General features: G+C 71.7%; 14 protein-coding genes. 3 read left to right on the top strand and 11 right to left on the bottom strand.

Annotated elements, in window-relative coordinates; translation table 11 throughout:
- Positions 1–37: 37 nt before the first annotated feature.
- The 11 genes from PV963_RS36650 to PV963_RS36600 all read right to left on the bottom strand — a co-directional run bounded on the left by PV963_RS36650 (position 38) and on the right by PV963_RS36600 (position 12,267).
- Positions 38–856 carry a fumarylacetoacetate hydrolase family protein gene (locus tag PV963_RS36650; protein WP_274820758.1) on the bottom strand — a complete coding sequence of 273 codons (819 nt, stop codon included), beginning with the start codon at positions 854–856 and terminating at the stop codon, positions 38–40.
- Positions 857–1,013: 157 nt separating this feature from the next.
- Complete coding sequence (locus tag PV963_RS36645) at positions 1,014–1,409, bottom strand: nuclear transport factor 2 family protein (protein WP_274820757.1); 396 nt, start codon at positions 1,407–1,409, stop codon at positions 1,014–1,016.
- The gene (locus PV963_RS36640) at positions 1,394–1,846 is read right to left on the bottom strand and encodes a VOC family protein (protein WP_059422031.1); all 453 of its coding nucleotides are present in this window, start codon (positions 1,844–1,846) and stop codon (positions 1,394–1,396) included. The genes PV963_RS36645 and PV963_RS36640 overlap by 16 nt, the downstream gene beginning before the upstream one ends.
- Positions 1,847–1,944: 98 nt before the next feature.
- Positions 1,945–2,859, bottom strand: a complete 915-nt coding sequence (locus tag PV963_RS36635) for an ABC transporter permease (protein ID WP_274820756.1) — start codon at positions 2,857–2,859, stop codon at positions 1,945–1,947.
- Positions 2,856–4,037, bottom strand: coding sequence for an ABC transporter permease (locus PV963_RS36630; RefSeq protein WP_274820755.1), 1,182 nt, complete (start codon positions 4,035–4,037; stop codon positions 2,856–2,858). Before PV963_RS36630 ends, PV963_RS36635 begins: the two co-directional genes overlap by 4 nt.
- Entirely contained in the window at positions 4,034–5,590 is a 1,557-nt protein-coding gene (locus PV963_RS36625; RefSeq protein WP_274820754.1) for an ABC transporter ATP-binding protein, read from the bottom strand. The genes PV963_RS36630 and PV963_RS36625 overlap by 4 nt, the downstream gene beginning before the upstream one ends.
- A gap of 29 nt (positions 5,591–5,619) precedes the next feature.
- Positions 5,620–6,708 (bottom strand): BMP family ABC transporter substrate-binding protein, encoded by a 1,089-nt coding sequence (locus PV963_RS36620; RefSeq protein WP_274820753.1) that lies wholly within the window; start codon positions 6,706–6,708, stop codon positions 5,620–5,622.
- A 262-nt stretch (positions 6,709–6,970) separates the two neighbouring features.
- Positions 6,971–8,350: an amidohydrolase family protein gene (locus tag PV963_RS36615; RefSeq protein WP_274820752.1), complete on the bottom strand. Its 1,380-nt coding sequence runs from the start codon at positions 8,348–8,350 to the stop codon at positions 6,971–6,973.
- On the bottom strand, positions 8,347–9,369 hold the full coding sequence (locus PV963_RS36610) for an alcohol dehydrogenase catalytic domain-containing protein (protein WP_274820751.1): 1,023 nt from the start codon (positions 9,367–9,369) through the stop codon (positions 8,347–8,349). Before PV963_RS36610 ends, PV963_RS36615 begins: the two co-directional genes overlap by 4 nt.
- Before the next feature lie 238 nt (positions 9,370–9,607).
- Positions 9,608–10,807, bottom strand: coding sequence for a PucR family transcriptional regulator (locus PV963_RS36605; protein ID WP_274820750.1), 1,200 nt, complete (start codon positions 10,805–10,807; stop codon positions 9,608–9,610).
- 11 nt (positions 10,808–10,818) lie between these two features.
- The gene (locus PV963_RS36600; protein WP_274820749.1) at positions 10,819–12,267 is read right to left on the bottom strand and encodes an aldehyde dehydrogenase family protein; all 1,449 of its coding nucleotides are present in this window, start codon (positions 12,265–12,267) and stop codon (positions 10,819–10,821) included.
- A 73-nt stretch (positions 12,268–12,340) separates the two neighbouring features.
- Between PV963_RS36600 and PV963_RS36595 the strand changes: the two genes are divergently transcribed.
- From PV963_RS36595 to PV963_RS36585, 3 genes are all read left to right on the top strand, one after another.
- Positions 12,341–13,423 carry an NAD(P)-dependent alcohol dehydrogenase gene (locus tag PV963_RS36595; RefSeq protein WP_274820748.1) on the top strand — a complete coding sequence of 361 codons (1,083 nt, stop codon included), beginning with the start codon at positions 12,341–12,343 and terminating at the stop codon, positions 13,421–13,423.
- Between the two features lie 141 nt (positions 13,424–13,564).
- Positions 13,565–15,778 carry a cytochrome P450/oxidoreductase gene (locus PV963_RS36590; RefSeq protein WP_274820747.1) on the top strand — a complete coding sequence of 738 codons (2,214 nt, stop codon included), beginning with the start codon at positions 13,565–13,567 and terminating at the stop codon, positions 15,776–15,778.
- A gap of 138 nt (positions 15,779–15,916) precedes the next feature.
- Entirely contained in the window at positions 15,917–17,059 is a 1,143-nt protein-coding gene (locus PV963_RS36585; RefSeq protein ID WP_274820746.1) for an acetamidase/formamidase family protein, read from the top strand.
- Positions 17,060–17,070: the final 11 nt, after the last annotated feature.

Raw genomic sequence — 17,070 nt, 5'->3', positions numbered from 1 at the left:
ACCGGCTTGGTCTACGGGGTGGTCGCGCGGTGAGGCGTCACGCGGGACGCGCCACGCGGGTGACGAGGGGCAGCACGCCGTCCACCTCGACGCGTATCTCGTCGCCGTCGGCGAGGAAGCACGCACGGTCCTGGCCGGTGCCGGCCGGGGTTCCGGTGAGGACGACGTCGCCGGGTTCGAGCGCGGTGAACCACGACAGCCTGCTGAGCAGATCGGGGACCGGGAAGATCATCCCGGCGCTCGTGTCGTCCTGGAGGAGTTCACCGTTGACCCGGGTCCGTAGGCGGATCGCGTCGCGGTCGCCGAGGTCGTCGGGAGTGCGGAGCGAAGGGCCGAGCGGCGTGAAACCCGGGTAGCTCTTGGCGAGGGCGGGCGTGCCCGTGGCGCGCATGACATCACGCGCCGTCATGTCGTTGGCCGCGGTGATGCCGGCGATCGCGGGCCAGACCTCCGACTCGGACGCCTGGTGCAGCCGGCGGGCGACGACGACCGCGATCTCCCCCTCGTAGTCGGGTTCGGTCACGGCCTGCGGGATCACCACCCGCGCGCCGGGTTCCGGCACGGCGGACGACGCGGCCAGGTACAGGATCGGCTGTTCGGGCAGTCCCCGGCCGGTCCGGGCCGCCTTCGACACGTAGTTGAGCCCGACGCCCCACACCGCGCGGGGACGGCCCAGGGGCGCGATGAGCGTGGCCTCGTCCAGTGAGAGGCGTCGGCGCACCGCGCAGGACTCCAGGGACCGCAACGAGCCCTCCTGTTCGAGGACCGCGCCGACGTGCGGAAAAGCAGTGTCCAACAGGGCGACAGCCCCGTCCTCGATCCGGCCCAGACCGGCCTGTGTCGTCACTACTTGCATGACGGCATCTTTCAATGCGAGACAGAGTCTGTCAAGCAATACGAGACGGCATCATGCAGAGCGAAACGCAGGCCGGAAGCCGACACGCCGGAACCCCGTCCGCACGAGAGGCGGACGGGGTGTTCAGGTACTGGTCGCGGGCAGCCGGCCGGGGGCGTCAGGCGAGCTGCCGCTGCACCTCGCCGCTGTCCCAGTAGTCCGTGCGGCGCGTGATGAGACCACCGGCGACGGTGAACAGGAAGACCCCGCGGACGCGCACGGGACGGTCACCCGCCGAACGCATCCGGAACGTCATGACGTACGGCACCGCGGCCGACTCGCCGTCGACGAGGAAGCGCTCGGGTGCGTAGTGCAGCTCCCCGAAGTCCTCGAGGAACCCGGTCAGCGCCGCGCGGTACTCGGCGCGGCCCCTGCGGCTGATTCCCGCCGACGACGTGTGTTCGTTGACGAAGTCCTCGGCCACGCAGGCGGCCACGGCGTCGGCGTCGTGCGCGTTCAGCGCCGCGAGGTACGCCTCGACCGCGGCGCGGGTGTCTTTCAGTGCGAACCCCACTTCTCGCGGACGGTGTCGAAGACCCGCTGGTCGTGGGAGATCTCGACGACGTTGCCGTCGGGATCCTTCAGAGCGCAGATGTAGCCGATGGGATCGGGCATCTGCCTGGGCTCCCAGTGCAGGCACCCGAGTTCGCGGGCCCGGTCCGCGAGCGCGTCGACGTCCTCGCGTGCCGGCACCTCGATGCCGAGGTGCGCGAACGGGTGCAGCAGACCCTGCTGGTTGCCCTTGTCCTTGTTGAACGACACCAGGACGAGCACGAACGGCGTCTCTACCTGCTTGTCGTTGGAGAGCCAGACGCTCTCGCCGTCGGCGTCCTTGAACCGCTCGACCACGACCAGAGGAGTCAGCGAGGTGTAGAACGCGATCGACTTGTCGAGATCGCCGGTGGGCAGCGCGACATGAGTCCAGCGGGCCGTGGTAAGACCGGTGGCCACGGTACCTCCATCGTGAGTGGTGTGATTTCTTCGAGCGTAGGTCTGGGCGCGTCCGCGGGTCGATGTGCTGCGGACACAACGCGTGCGCGCGGAGACCGTCAGGTCGACCCGCGCACGAAGGGCCGTCCGAGTGCGGCGGGTTCCCGGTGCTGGGTGGTGAACAGCAGCATCGCGAGCAGTGCGAGCAGGTACGGGGCCGCGACGAGCAGTTGGGCGTTGAGGGTGACGCCGAGCGCCGGGAGCGCCAGGCGCATCGCGTCGGAGAGGCCGAAGACCAGGCAGCCGAGCATGGTCCGGCCGAGCCGCCACGCCCCGAAGATCACCGCGGCGATGACGATGTATCCGCGCCCGGCGGTCATGTTCTGGTTGAACGATCCGACCTCGCCGACCGCGAGGTAGGCGCCGCCGAGACCGGCCATGGCGCCGCACCACAGCAGGGCCTGCCGGCGCCGCAGGTTCACCTTGATGCCCGTGACGTCTGCGGCCTGCGGGTTCTCCCCCACCGCCCGCAGTTCCAGGCCCCAGCGGCTGCGCTCCACCAACCACCAGGTGAGTGGCACCAGCAGGATCAGAAGGAAGGCGGGCCAGCGTTCGGAGAACAGCGGCTTGCCGATGAGCGGGATGTCCTGCAACAGCGGGATCGACAGCATGCCGACCTGGTGCGAGGCGAACTGCTCCGTCGTGATCAGGTAGCTCGTCAGCCCGAGCACGAGCGCGTTCAGCACCAGGCCGATGACGAAGGTGTTGATCTGGGCACGGTGGGAGAGGTTGCCGTGCACGAAGCCGATGACGAGTCCGGTCACGACGCCGACCGCGAGGCCGGTCGTGGCGCTGCCGGTCGCGCTGGCGGTGGCGACGGAGGTGAACGCGGCGCCGAGCATCATCGCCTCGACGGAGATGTTCATCGTGCCGGCGCGCTCGGCCAGGTACTCACCGCAGGCGACGAACGCCAGCGGCACGGTCAGCCGGACACCGCTCGCGAGGATGGTCGTGGTGCTGTCCAGAACGCTCACGCGGCTGCCCTCACCTTGGTCGGGACGACGGACACGGGGGGCGCCGTCGACGGCTTGGCACCGCGGCGCCTGCGGAAGAGGTCGACGAGGAAGGGCGGCGCGACGAACGCGAGGACCAGCAACGCCTTGACGATGTCGACGAGGTAGTACGGCACGCCGGTGGCCGCGAGGAAGTCTCCGCCCGCACGCAGCACGGCGAACACGAACGACACCGGGATCGCGACCAGGGGCCGGTTCCGCGCGACGAGCGCGACGAGCAGGCCGTCCCAGCCGACGTTGTCCGAGAGCCCGGCCTGCAGCCGGTTGGTGCCGATCGGGCTCGCCAGCAGCAGTCCTCCCGCCAGCCCTGCGAAAGCGCCTGACAACGCCAGGGTGAAGCCGCCGAGGGCGGCCACCCGGATACCGGTGTGCCTGGCCGTCAGCGGATTCAGTCCGACCATGCGCACCCGAAAGCCCCACCGGCTGCGACTCAGGACGAGGGCGACGCCGACCGCGGCGACGAGCGCGATGAACAGGCCGGTGTTCAGCTGGAGCGACGGGTACTGCCCGAAGCTCGCGAGCTGGGCGTTCGCCGGCAGGGGGTTCGACTGGGCGTCGGCGATTCCCGAGGAGTTCTGCACGCTCTCCTGCAGACCCCACGGCGTGCTGACCGCGAACGTGACGAGCTGGATGGCGAGGAACGTCATCAGCAGGGTGCTCACCGGGACGTTGACGCCGCGGAAGCGAAGCATCAGAGCGCTGAGCGCGGCCCAGGCGCCACCGCCGACCGCGGCGGCGATCAGCACGACGACGACCAGCATCGGGCCCGGCATGGCCAGCCGCAGCCCGACCCAGGCTCCGGCCAGGCCGCCGATGAGCACCTGCCCCTCCTGGCCGATGTTGAACGTGCCGGCTGACGCGCAGATGCACGCACCGAGCGCGACCAGCAGCAGCGGCGCCGCGTTGAGCAGCGTCGTCGTCCATCCCGTGGTGCCGGCCAGAGACCCGGTCCATATCGCGTCCAGCGAAGCGCTCGGCGAGGCACCGGTCGCCATGAGCAGCAGCGCGGACGCGGCCCCGGCGACAGCGACGAGCAGGAGTGTGAGGCCCGCTGTCAGCCAGCCGCGGCGCCCCGGCCGGAGCCGGGCGAGGAAGCGTCGGCCGAGGTCGTCCGGATCCGTCAGGGGGGCGGCACTCATGCGGCCTCACCGCCGACCAGCATGCCGAGCCGCTCAGAGGTCGCCTCCGAGACAGGGAGTGATCCGGTGATCCGTCCGGAAGAGATCACCGCGATCCAGGTTGCAAGGGCCATGACTTCCTCGAGTTCGGTGGAGATGAGCAGCACTCCGACGCCTTCGGCGGCCGCCTTGCGCAGTCGGGCATACATGTCCTCGATGGCACCGACGTCCAGCCCGTGGGTGGGCTGCGCGGCCACCAGGACGCGCGTGTCACCGGACAGTTCCCGGGCGAGTACGACCCGCTGCTGGTTGCCGCCGGACAGGCTGCGCACGGGCGCGTCCAGCGACGGTGTGACGATGCTGAACTCGTCCGCGAGGCGGCGGGCCTCGGCGAGCATCGCCCGCCGCCGCAACAGGAACCGGCCGCCGACCTTGTCGAGCGACTTCATCGTCAGGTTCTCGGCGACGCTCATGTCGAGGACGACGCCGCTTTGGTGCCGGTCCTCCGGCACGATGCCGAGACCGGCCTTCCCGAGCGCGCCGGGGCGGGTCACGTCGACGCTGCTCCCGGCGACCTCGATGGTGCCGGCGGTCGGCGGGATCAGCCCGGCGAGGACGTTTCCGAGCATCGCCTGGCCGCTGCCCTCGACGCCGTAGAGGGCGACGATCTCGCCCGAGCCCACGGTGAGATCGACGTCTTCGAGAATCCTGACCCCGCCTTGCTCGACGGTGAGTCCGGCGAGGCGCAGGACGGGCTGCCGCTGGTCGCGGGCCCCGTCCCCGCCGGTGCGTGCCTTCTGCACCGGCAGCATGCCGAGGGCTGCCCCCTCCTCACCCAGCGACACGGCACGGCCCACCATCTGCTGAGCGAGTACCTGCGGCGTGGTCTCGGCCGTGACCACCCGGAAGACGACACCGCCTTTGCGCAGGACCGTCACCCGGTCCGTGGCCCGGGCGATCTCGGCGAGCTTGTGGCTGATGAGGATGACAGCGCGTCCCTCCTCCTGCACCACCCGGCCGAGCACGGCGAACAACTCCTCCGACTCCGCCTGGGTCAGCACCGAGGTGGGCTCGTCCAGGACCAGGATCCGAGGGTTGCGCCGCAGGCACTTGACCAACTCGACGCGCTGCCGCTCACCCGCCGAGAGTGCGTCGACGCGCGCCTCAGGGTCGATCGGCAGCCCGTATCGTGCGCAGACCTCGGCGATGTCGGCACAGATGGCCTGCTTGTTCACCTTGCCGGTGTCGCCGAGCGCCACGTTCTCCCACACGGTCAGCCCGTTGATGAGGCTGAAATGCTGGTGCACCATGCCGATGCCCAGCTCGGCCGCTTCCTGCGGGCTGTCCAGCGCGACCTCCTCGCCGCGCACCAGGACGGTGCCGGCATCGCGCCGGACCAGCCCCAGCAGGACCTTCATGAGGCTGGACTTGCCCGCCCCGTTCTCCCCCAGGAGTCCGTGGATCTCGCCGGCGTCGACCCTGAGGTCCACGCCGTTGCAGGCCGTGACTGATCCGTAGGACTTCGTGATGCCGCGCAGTTCAAGGATCGGAACCGCTGAGGTCGTCGATGTCATCGCTGATCTTCCTCGTCGGTATCGGCACGTCAGCCGAGGCGCTTGACCTCGGCCGCCGCGTCGATCTCCTTGTCGCCGATCTTCTTCATGAACTGCGCGAGCTTCTGGTTCTCGTCGCCCTGGCCCTTGCAGATCTTGACGGTCGGGTAGGGATCGGCGCCCAGCTGCCACTCGCGCACGGTGCCCATCTTCAGGTTGTCCTTGGCGAACTCCTCCAGCGCGGCGCGGAAGTAGTCACCCGGGTCGAAGATCACGGAGATGTCGAACTTCGGGCCGGCCGAGTCGCACCGGTCGGTGCCCGGGGTGAGGGTCAGCGCGCCGCCCGCGTTCGCCAACTGCGCCGCGGCGTCGGTCGCGCCGCCGAGGTAGGGGTAGATGACCTTGGCGCCCTGGCTGATCTGCGCCTGGGTGGCTTCCTTGGCCTTCGCCGAGTCGTTGAAGTCGCCGGTGTAGGTGCTCGTCAGGGTGGCCTTCGGGACGACCTCACGGATCCCGGCCAGGAAGGCCTTGGCGGCGGCGACACTGAAGTCGGCCTTGGTGCCGGTGATGAACCCGGCCTTGGTGTAGCCGGCTGCCTTCATCTTCAAGCCCGCGGCGTAGCCGGCGGCGAACATACTTTGATTGGGGTCGTCGGTGGACAGCAGAACCCGCGGGATCGGGGCGGAACCCGCCTGCCCCGGCATGTACCAGGCGGTCTTGCCGCAGACCGGGTCCTCGGCGGCGGGGACGGCGGTCTTGAGCTCACTCGCGGCGAGCGCGACCATGTCGACGTGCTGCTGGCACAGCGCCCGTGCCGCGGTGAGTGCGTCGCTCGGGGGCACGCTGCCGCGCTTGACGATCGTCCAGCCCTTCTCCTTGGCGAAGGCGTCCGCCGAGTCGACGAAGCTCTGGTAGTAGCCGTGGTCGTTGATGTCGCCGGGGCTGAGGACACCTATGACGACCTTGCCGTCGCCGTTGACGTCCGGCTCCTTGAGGCTGGAGTCGTTGCCGGCGCTCGCCGAGCCGGTCGCCTTGGGGGCCGTCGCCGCGTTGCCGGCACAGCCGGAGAGCGCGAGGGCTCCCGCGAGGGCGAGGCCGGCCGCGGCCCGAGGACGCCAGAACGTGCTTTTTGCAGTCATGTGCGTGGTTCCGTTCGCTGGGTGGCACCGCCCCGGCGGGGCGGTGGGAGTGACGTGGGGGTGGCGATCAGTCGGCAGGGCGGACGGCCCGGTCGAGTCCGGCGCAGGAGGTACACGGGAAAGCCGTCCGGCGGTCGTGACCGCCCGGGACGAGCGTGGTGATCATCGCGATCGGCCGCGGTACTGCCGGGTGCGGCAGCAGACGCCGCTTCTTCGCCGGCGGCGACTCAGATGTGTCGAGGACGTTCAACGACGGGTCTCCTTACTGGCGGGCCGCCGGCTCCGCCGGCCAGGCGGAGCGGGGCGTGATGCCGGCGCGCCGCAGCAGGGCGGCGGATCGCTCGGCGGCAGCCGCGGCGAGGGCCGCGAGATCGACGCCGGTCGGGCGCCGGTCGCGGACGACCACGCGGCCGTCGACCAGCACGTCACGGACGGTGCGCGACACATGGCCCCACACGAGCTGGCGGGCGAGGTCTCCCCGGGGCATCCAGGCGGGGTCGCGGGTATCGAGCACGACGATGTCGGCCGCCTTGCCCACTTCGAGGGAGCCGATCCGTTCGCCGAGACCGATCGCCCGGGCGCCGTCGATCGTCGCGAGGGCGAACGCCTGCTCGGCACGGACCGGGTCGGGCAGGTCGCGGTCGCGTTCCAGGCCGGCGAACAGATAGGCCGCCAGGAGGACGTCCGGGGCGTCGCCGGCGTTGTGCGCGTCGCAGCCCAGTGCGACCCGGCCGCCCCGCCGCACCAGTTCGGCGTGGCGGGAGGCGCGTGTGTACCCCTGGGCGAGACGCAGATATGCCCCGGGGCAGGCGGCGACCGCGGTACCGGTCTCGAGGATCGCGTCGACCTCCGCGTCGTCGAGCCACACGGCGTGCCCCAGCAGCAGGCGCGGTCCGAGTACTCCCAGCTCGCGGAAGTGGACCACCGGCCGGCGCCCGCAGCGCAGCGCGTACGCCTCGATGTCGGCGGGTCCCGGCGAGACGTGCCAGGTCAGTTGGACATCGAGCCGCTCGGCCAGGCTCACCGCTCCGGTGAAGAGCTCGTCGCTCGCGAGGTCATGGCCGACGAGCGTCACCCACCCGGTGATGGGACCGGTGGCCGGCAGGGACCGGACGATGTCCTCCTGCCGGGCGAGCACCTCGTCGGCGGGCGCGCCGAACGGCACGTCCTTGGCGTCCCAGCCCCAGCCGCCGACCCGCGCGCGGACACCCGCGGCGCCCAGTCCCGCCGCCACTCGTTCCGGGTAGGCCACTGTGCCCGGCTCCAGCACCGTGGTGATGCCCCGGGACAGGCACTCCACGGCGGTGATGGTCGCGGCCAGTTCGTCGTCGTCACCGTCGGCGTGGGCGTGCAGCGGGACGATCCAGTCGAATATCGACTCCTGCGAGCCGATGTGGTCCGGGATCATGCTGCGCACGAGGGGGTCGACGGTCGTGTGCTGGTGGGCGTCGACCAGACCCGGGATCACGACACAGCCCGACGCGTCGATCTCCCGCGCACCCGGGAAGCGGGCGCGCAGATCCTCGGCCGTGCCGAGCGCGGCGATGCTGTTCCCGGACACGGCGACCGTCGCCCGGGTGAGGACCCGCCGGGCGGAGTCCATCGTGACGACGTCGCCGCCCACGATCAGAAGGTCGGTCATGGCTCGATCACGACCTTGCCGATGGTGTCGCGGGCGGCGAGCACGTCCCAGGCATCGGCCAGATCCTCCAGCGGGAACCGGGCGGCGGTGGGCAGGTGCAGGCCGTCGGCGAAGCAGGCCGACGTGGCGGCGACGAAGTCGGCCGAGCTGTAGCCGCCGGTACCCAGCAGTTTCAGTCCGCGGTGGAAGACCTCTTGGAGCGAGAACGACACCTGGTCGCCGCTGGTGTTGCCCATCAGCAGCAGACGCCCCCGGATGCCGAGGCAGTCCAGCGAGGTACGCCAGGTGTCGGTGCCCACGTGGTCCAGGACCAGGTCCGCCCCCGCGCCGTCGGTGAAGACCGACACCGTTTTCACCGAGTCCGGGTCCTGGTTGGGCAGCACCAGGTCCGCGCCTGCCGCGCGGGCCGCGGCCCGCTTCGCGTCGCTGCCGGCCAGGGCGACGACCGAGGCACCGGCCCGCTTGGCCAGTGCGATGGCCGCCAGGCTGACGGCGCTGGCGCCCGCGTGCACGACGAGGGTCTCACCGGCGGCGAGTGACCCGACGGTGTGCACCGCGTGCCATGCCGTCGCGAAGGCGGTGGGCAGGGTGACGGCCGCGGCGAGCGGCAGGGACTCGGGCACCTGGACGACCGATTCCGCGGACGCCAGGACGTATTCGGCCAGCGCGCCGGGGGCGTTGCCGCCGAGGATGCGCGGTCTGACGCAGTACGCACGGTCGCCCACCGCGCAGCGCGGGCAGCTGCCGCAGCCCTGGGTGGGATCGGCGATGACCCGGTCGCCGGGGACGACCGAGCCGACCGCGGATCCGGTCGCCACCACCGTTCCGGCGAAGTCCATGCCCGGCACGTGGGGAAGGCGGAAGCCCGGTATCAGGCCAGGACCTTTGAGTTGCATCAGGTCCAGGCGGTTCAGCCCGCAGTAGGCGATCTCTACGACGACGTCGCGCGGTCCGCACACCGGCTCCGGGACGTCCTGCAGGAACACGGCCTCGGGACCGCCGAAATCGGTCTGCACCATGGCTCGCACCGGGCGGCCTCCTCACCCTCTCCGTCTCGCATTGCGAGGCGGTGGAACGTATTGCGAGGTACTCTGCCTCCGCCGACCGGTGCTGTCAACGCCCCCGTGCTACATCTTGGTTTCGCGGGCGTGTCGCCTGTTCGTGCGGCTGACAGCCCAGGCCGCGGCAGGGTCGAGCGGGTGCACGGGAAGGCGCCGCGGCATCGGTCGGCGGCGCGGCGAAGTGCGAAATGCCGGATCAGCGTCCGGCCGACACCGGCTCGTCGTCGCCGCGCACCTGCCGGTCGTCGGCGGCGAGCAGGTCCAGGGCCGTGAGCGCCAGATGCAGCTCCGCCGAGGCGGCGGGAAGCAGGGGGTCCGTGCCGAGGAGGTTCTTGATCTGACCCACCCGGTAGCCCACCGAGTTGCGGTGCAGATGGAGTAGTTCGGAGACGCTCTGCCGGCTGCCCCTCTCGGCCAGCCAGGCACGCAGAGTCGCCATCAGCTCCGGTCGCTGCCGGATCGGCCCGAGGTGCGTCTCGGCGTACGCCTCGAGCCGCGCGCGTGGGAGGGGCAACAGTACCTGGACGACCCCACAGCTCTCGAAGGTGAGCAGCGTGACGTGCCGGGCCCGGGCCAGGCCGAGCAGCCTTTCGGCCTCGGCGAAGGAACGGGCCAGGCCGTTGAGCGAGTCGGGGTGGGAGCCACTCACCGCGACGACGTGGTCAGTGGACTCGTCGCCGGTCATGAGGCGCAGGCGGCTTTGCAGGCGGACGAGCACGGCCTCGTCCGGCGCCACCGTCCACGCCGTGCGCCCCTCCTGCTGCACCGGGTGCTCCAGCCAGGAGAGGGCGGTGGACCAGGCGCGCGGGCGGGAGCCGGTGTAGTGCAGCACGGCACCGGCCGGCGGTCGCTGCGGATCGATCCCCAGTCCTGCGGCCGCCGCGTACACCGAGCGGCTCACCGTCCCGGACCGCAGCGCGGCGACGACGTCGGCCGGTGTGTGCCGCGCCGGGACCTCGGCCGAGTCGTCCCCGGCGCGCACGGCGTCGATGAGCAGCGCGGTGACGGCGGCACGGGCCAGCGCCCGCACGCGCGGGTCATCGGGACCCATGGTCAGCAGCACACCGGCCACCGTCGTCCCCGCACGTACGGGCAGCGCCGTGGCCCGCAGCCCGTCGAGCGTGTCGACCACCGGTCCGGCCAGGTCGGCGAGCACGCCGTCCGCCACGGCAACCGGCACTCCCGCACCGCCGTCCGTGGCCGCAAGCGGCACGCCTTCGGCGGACAGCAGCCGCACATGCCGGCCGCTCGCCCGCCGGAGCGCGCGGAGCACGTCCGGGCACTCGGCGCCGGCGAGCACGGCCTCGGCCAGTTCCCGCTCCAGCACGGCGGGCTCGGCGTCCGGCCCAGGTCCTTCCCGGGCCGGCCCCGGCCACGCTCCGACGGTGGTACCCATGGTGTCCTGTCTCAGCGGGCCAGCAGCCGGATGGCCACGCCCTTCTCCTGGGTGTATTCGCGCAGCGCCGTGTATCCGCCGCCCCGGCTGAAGCCGCTGTCCTTCTGCATGTTGAACGGGAAGCCGATCACTCCGGCGTCGTGGAACTGGTTGACCGCCACCTGCCCGGAGCGGACGTCCTTCGCCAGCCGCAGGGCCCGGGAGACGTCGTTGGTCCAGATGCAGGCCAGCAGGCCGAAGTCGGTGGCGTTCATCTGCTCGGTCGCCTCGGCGGTGTCGCGGAAGGACTGTACGGCGAGGACCGGGCCGAAGATCTCCTCGCGGGCGACGCGCATGTCCGCGTCCACCCGGTCGTAGACGGTCGGCCGGACGAACCACCCGTCGCCGGTGGGTGCGCCACCGGTGACCAGCCGCGCGCCCTCGCGCCGTGCGTCCTTGAGGAAGCCGCTGACGCGGGCGAACTGCGCGGCACTGACCAGCGGACCCATGTCCAGGTCGGCTTCCCAGGGCCCGGTCTTGACGGCGGCCATGGCGGCGGCGACCCGCTCCACGACCTCGTCGTGCACCGAGGCCTGAACGAGCAGCCGGGAACCGGCGTAGCAGTTCTGCCCCGCGTTCTCGGTGATCGAGGCGACGATCGCCGGGATCGCCGTGTCGAGATCGGCGTCGGCGAAGAGCACGTTCGGCGACTTGCCGCCGAGTTCCAGCTTCACCGGGACGAGGTTCTGTGCGGCGGCCGCCATGATCGCCCGCCCGGTGGCGGTGGAGCCGACGAAGCTGATGTGGTCGACGTCCGGGTGCGAGGTGAGCGCCACGCCCGCCTCCGGGCCGAGGCCCGCGACGACGTTGACCACCCCCGGCGGGAAGCCGGCGCGGCGGGCGAGTTCGGCGAGTGCGAACGGCGCCAGCGGCGCGATCTCGGACGGCTTGAGGACGACCGTGTTGCCCGCGGCGAGCGCCGGCGCGACGTTCGCGGCGGTGAGCACGGCGGGAACGTTCCACGGGATGACGACGGCGCACACGCCGTACGGCTCGGGAACCGTGTAGCCCAGGTAGTCGGGGCTGCGGGTGGGCAGCGTGACTCCGGTGAGCTTGTCGGCCGCGCCGGCGAAGTAGTCGATGATGCCGTGGGCGATGTAGATGTTCGTCCGGCCGCCGGACAGTGGCTTGCCCACGTCCTGGGCCTCGACGGCCGCGAGCGCCTCGACCTCGGTGATGATCAGGTCGGCCCAGCGCCGGATCAGCGCCCCGCGCTCGCTGGGGTTGGTCGCCGCCCAGTCGGGGAACGCGCGGCGCGCCGCGGCGACCGCGTTGTCGACATCGGCGCCGCCCGCCCGGGCCACCTGGGTGATCACCTGCCGGGTGGCCGGATCGAGGACGTCCAGCGTGCCGCCGTCGCGGGCCGCGACCCACTCGCCGTCGATGAAGTGCTGGGAAGAAGGAAAGTCAACAGCCGCCATAGGGCGAACCTTGACCGACCCTGTCGCGCATGTCAATATGCGGTCTCGCTATGTGAGGTAACGAGGAGGCCCTGTGCGTGCCACCGCCGCTCTGCTGGAGCACCCCGGACAACCGTTCGTCCTGACGGAGGTGGACCTCGACGAGCCCCGCCCGGACGAGGTGCTCGTCCGTGTCGCGGGCGTCGGCATCTGCGGTACCGACCTCGAGTTCGCCGGTTTCTTCCCCACGCCCGCGCTGCTCGGGCACGAAGGGGCGGGCGTCGTCGAGAAGGCCGGCGCCCACGTCACCTCCGTACGCCCGGGCGACCACGTCGCCATGTCCTTCACGTCGTGCGGCACGTGCACGCTGTGCCGCACCGGTTCGCCCGCCTACTGCCGCGACTTCGACGCGGTGAACTTCTCCGGGCGCCGGCCCGACGGGTCCACCGCGGTGACCCACGAGGGGCGGGAGGTCAACGCCCACTTCCTCGGGCAGTCGTCGTTCGCCAGTCACGTCGTCGCGCCCGAGCGGGCGGTCGTGAAGATCGACCCGTCACTGGACCTGCTGCGGGCCGGGCCCTTCGGCTGCGGCTTCCAGACCGGGGCCGGCGGCGTGCTCAACGTCCTCCAGCCGCGCCCCGGCTCGTCGATCGCGGTCTTCGGGGCAGGGGCAGTCGGCGTGGCCGCGGTCATCGCCGCCTCGCTGAGCGGCTGCGAGGTCGTGGCCGCCGTCGACGTGAACCCGGCCAAGCTGGAGGCGGCCCGCGGCTTCGGAGCGACGCACACCGTCGACTCCTCGGCCGGGGCGGTCGCCGAGCAGCTGGCGGCCCTCGTCCCCGAGGGCTTCGACTTCGTGATCGACACGACCGGGCGCGAGGACGTCCTGCGCACCGCGGTGGAGGCTCTCGGGCCGCTCGGCCGCGCCGGTGTCATCGGCATCGGCCCCAGCGAGTCGATGAGCTTCGAGTGGCGCAGCATCCTCAACGGGCGCACCGTCACCGGCATCATCGCCGGGTCCAGCCTGCCGCAGCTGTTCCTGCCGAAGCTGCTCGAACTCAACGCCAAGGGCCGGTTCCCGGTCGAGAAGATGATCACCTACTTCCCGTTCGAGCAGATCAACGAGGCCGTCGCGGCCGTCCGGTCCGGCTCGGTCGGCAAAGCCGTGCTGACCTTCTGAGCACCGGCAGCTCCGTCCACGAGACGTTGTCACCCGCGGCGGCGGCACCTTAGGGTGACCGACGCCGATGAGGCAGCAGACTTCCGGTGGCGCGGCCGGACAACACCGCGCACAGGTCCGAGCACGTGGAGCGTGCCCACCATGTCCGCCGACATCGCCTTCGACAGCGACTTCGACCACCATTCCGACGAGGCCAACGCCGATCCGGTCGCCTACTACGCGCGCTTCCGCGAGACCTGCCCGGTAGGCCGCTCCGCCGCCCATGGCGGCTTCCACTACACGACGCGGTACGCCGACGTGGCCCGTATCGCCCGCGACGACGCGACGTTCTCCTCGGCCCGCAGCGACCACGGCGGGCAGGGGGTCGGCATCGTCATCCCCAAAGGACCGGGGCTGGAGCAGTACCCGATCGAGCTCGACCCGCCGCGTTCGGCCGAGTACCGGCAACTGATCAACCCGCTGCTGACCCCGGAGGCGGTCGAGCGACTGGTACCCATGATCGAGCGCCACGCCGCCCGCGTCGTCGACGACTTCATCGAGCTCGGCTCCTGCGACTTCGTCCGCGACCTCACCAACCCGCTGCCGGCCGCGGTCACCCTGGACTGGCTCGGTTTCCCCGAGGAGGACTGGGCGAAGCTGGCCGGGCCGATCCACGACATCTTCGCCGCGCCGGCCGGCAGCGAGCGCGCCGTGCGCGGGGCCGCCGGACTGGCCTACATGGACCGGCGTATCCGCGAGCTGATCGCCGAGCGCCGCTCCGCTCCACGGGCCGACGCGGTCAGCACCCTGGTGGCCGGCCGGCGCGGCGACGGCAGCGAGTTCGGCGAGGACGAGCTGGTGTCGGTGATCGGCCTGCTCATCGCCGGCGGCGTCGACACCACCACCTCCCTGACCGGATCGACGCTCGTCCACCTCGCCCGCCACCCCGAGCAGCGGCAGAGACTGATCGACTCCCTGGATCTGCTGGACACCGCGACCGAGGAGTTCCTCCGCGCCTTCGCCCCGTCGCAGTCGATGGCCCGCACGGTCACCGAGGACGTCGAGGTCGGTGGCTGCCCGATGCGCACGGGCGACCGGGTGCTGATCCCGTGGGTCGCCGCGAACCACGATCCCGCCGTGTTCCCCGACCCCGAGCGGGTACGGCTGGACCGCGACGCCAGTCGCCACCTCAGCTTCGGGATCGGCTCGCACCGGTGTGCCGGCGCGCACCTCGCCCGAGCCATGTTCCGCGCGATGATGACGCAGGTCCTGACCCGGCTGCCCGACTACCGGGTGATCGAGGAGGGGCTCGTGCCCTACCCGACGCGCGGCAACCAGTCCGGCTGGGACGCGGTCCCGGCGGTCTTCACGCCCGGCCCCCGGGCGACCGCGTCGGCAGGAACGGTCCGCGCGCTGAGCACGCCCACCCCGCTGCGGGTGACCGCGGTGCACGCCGCGGCGGAGGGCGTCGTCGCCGTCGGCCTCGGCCTGCCGGACGGAGCCGAACTCCCCGCGTGGCGGCCCGGCGCGCACGTCGAGCTGCGTCTGCCCTCGGGCCGGCTGCGTCAGTACTCGCTGTGCGGTGACCCCGCCGACGCCACGACGTGGCGCATCGGCGTCCTGCGCGAGCCACAGGGCCGGGGCGGGTCGGTGGAACTCCACGAACTGGCCCGCCCGGGAGCCACGTTCGCGATACGCGGGCCGCGCAACCATTTTCCGCTCACGCCGGCGCCGTCCTACCTGTTCCTCGCCGGCGGCATCGGCGTCACACCGATCCTCGCGATGGTCCGCGAGGCCACCGGACGCGGCACGCCCTTCACCGTCGTGTACGGCGGACGCACGCGCAGGGCGATGGCGTTCGCCGACGAGCTCGCCGCCGTCGCCGGCGACGCGCTCACCCTGCTCCCACAGGACGAGGCCGGGCTGCCGGACCTCCCGCGACTGCTGGGCGGGCTGGACGCGGACACCGCGGTCTACGCATGCGGGCCGGCGCCGATGCTGGCGGCCGTCGAGCACGAATGCGCCCGCCTGGGCCTCACCGACCGGCTGCACCTGGAGCGCTTCACCGCAGGCGACGACCTGGAGACGGCGTTCGACGCCGCGGCGAACCGGCCCTTCGAGGTGCGGCTCGCGCGCACGGGAGTCACGCTCACCGTGCCGGCCGACCGCCGCCTCATCGAGGTCCTGCGCGATGCCGTGAGCGGCTTGTCCTACGACTGCGAGAAGGGGTACTGCGGCGCCTGCGAGACCCGTGTGCTCGCCGGTGCGCCGGAACACCGGGACTCCGTGCTCAGCGAAGAGGAACGTCTTGCGGGGCGCTCGATGATGATCTGCGTCGGCCGCTGCCAGGGCGACCGGCTCGTCCTCGACCTCTGATCCCAGGCCGAGGGTCGCCTAGATTGCGAGATGCCATGTTGCAATACGAGACAGTGTTACTGCGCGGACCTCCTCGCGAAACAGCACGGCAACGAGACGTTCCTAGCGTCGGGCCATCCCTTCCCCGAAAGGTTGGCCATGCCAGCGATCGACTCGCCCCTCCTCGACGTCGCCGCGACCGGCTTCCCGGTCCTCCAGCCCGGCCACGGATCGATCCCGTCCACGACCTACGTTCCGGCCACGCCCGGGAACACCCTGTGGGGTCGCCTTCCGTGCGAGGCGGACTCACCGTGCGCGGTCGTGCAGCCGGGCGCCGTCGTCACGGTCGACACGATCAGCCACGAGGGAGTCCTGGAGGATCAGGGCCGTGACCCGCGTGAGTTCTTCGCCCGTTACGGCGTCGGCGGCGCCGATGTGCTCGACGACGCCCAGCAGGTCGCGGACTCCGGCATGCCGCACGACTTCGACGACGACGGGCCGCACCTGGTCACCGGTCCGATCGCCGTGGCCGGCGCCCGGCCCGGCGACCTGCTCGCCGTGAGCGTCCTCGGCCTCACACCGCGGGTTCCGTACGGCCTGGTCTCCGCACGGCACGGATTCGGCGCGCTCCCCGGTGAGATGCCGTCGCTGCCCGGTCCCGTGATGACCTTCGCGACCGCGCACGCGGAGCGCCACGGCGCGTGGGGCCGGATGGCGGTGGACCGGACGGACCCCTCCCGCGGCTCACTGCGCTTCCCGCTGCGGCCGTTCCTCGGCGTGATGGGCGTGGCGGTGCCCGGGAGCGAACGGCCTCACTCGGTGCCGCCAGGGCGGCACGGCGGCAACATCGACGTCTCCCTGCTCGGCGAGGGCACCACGCTGTTCCTCCCCGTACAGGTCGACGACGCGCTGGTCTACTTCGGGGACCCCCACTTCGCGCAGGGCGACGGCGAGGTCGCCCTCACCGCGTTCGAGGCGTCGTTGCGCGCCACCGTGAAGCTCGAGGTGGTGCCCGGCGGTGCGGCGCTGCGGCCCGGACACGGCCGCGTCACCCCGTTCGCCGAGACGGACGAGCACCTCGTGCCGATCGGGCTGGACGAGGATCTGGACGAGGCGATGCGCGACTGCGTGCGCTGCGCGCTGGACCTGCTCGTGACCGACTACGGCATCGACCGCCATCTGGCGATGGCGTACCTCAGCGCGGCCGGTGACTTCGCGGTCTCCCAGGTCGTCGACGGCGTGAAGGGCGTCCACGGAAGGATCCGCAAGTCCGACTTCCGCGAGGTCGGTCCACCGCGTTGACCGGCGGCTGC

Origin of the sequence: Streptomyces coeruleorubidus (assembly GCF_028885415.1) — a bacterium.
Lineage (GTDB): Bacteria > Actinomycetota > Actinomycetes > Streptomycetales > Streptomycetaceae > Streptomyces > Streptomyces coeruleorubidus_A.
Note: the sequence above shows the minus strand (reverse complement) of the source record. Positions and strands in the feature narration are given on the sequence as shown.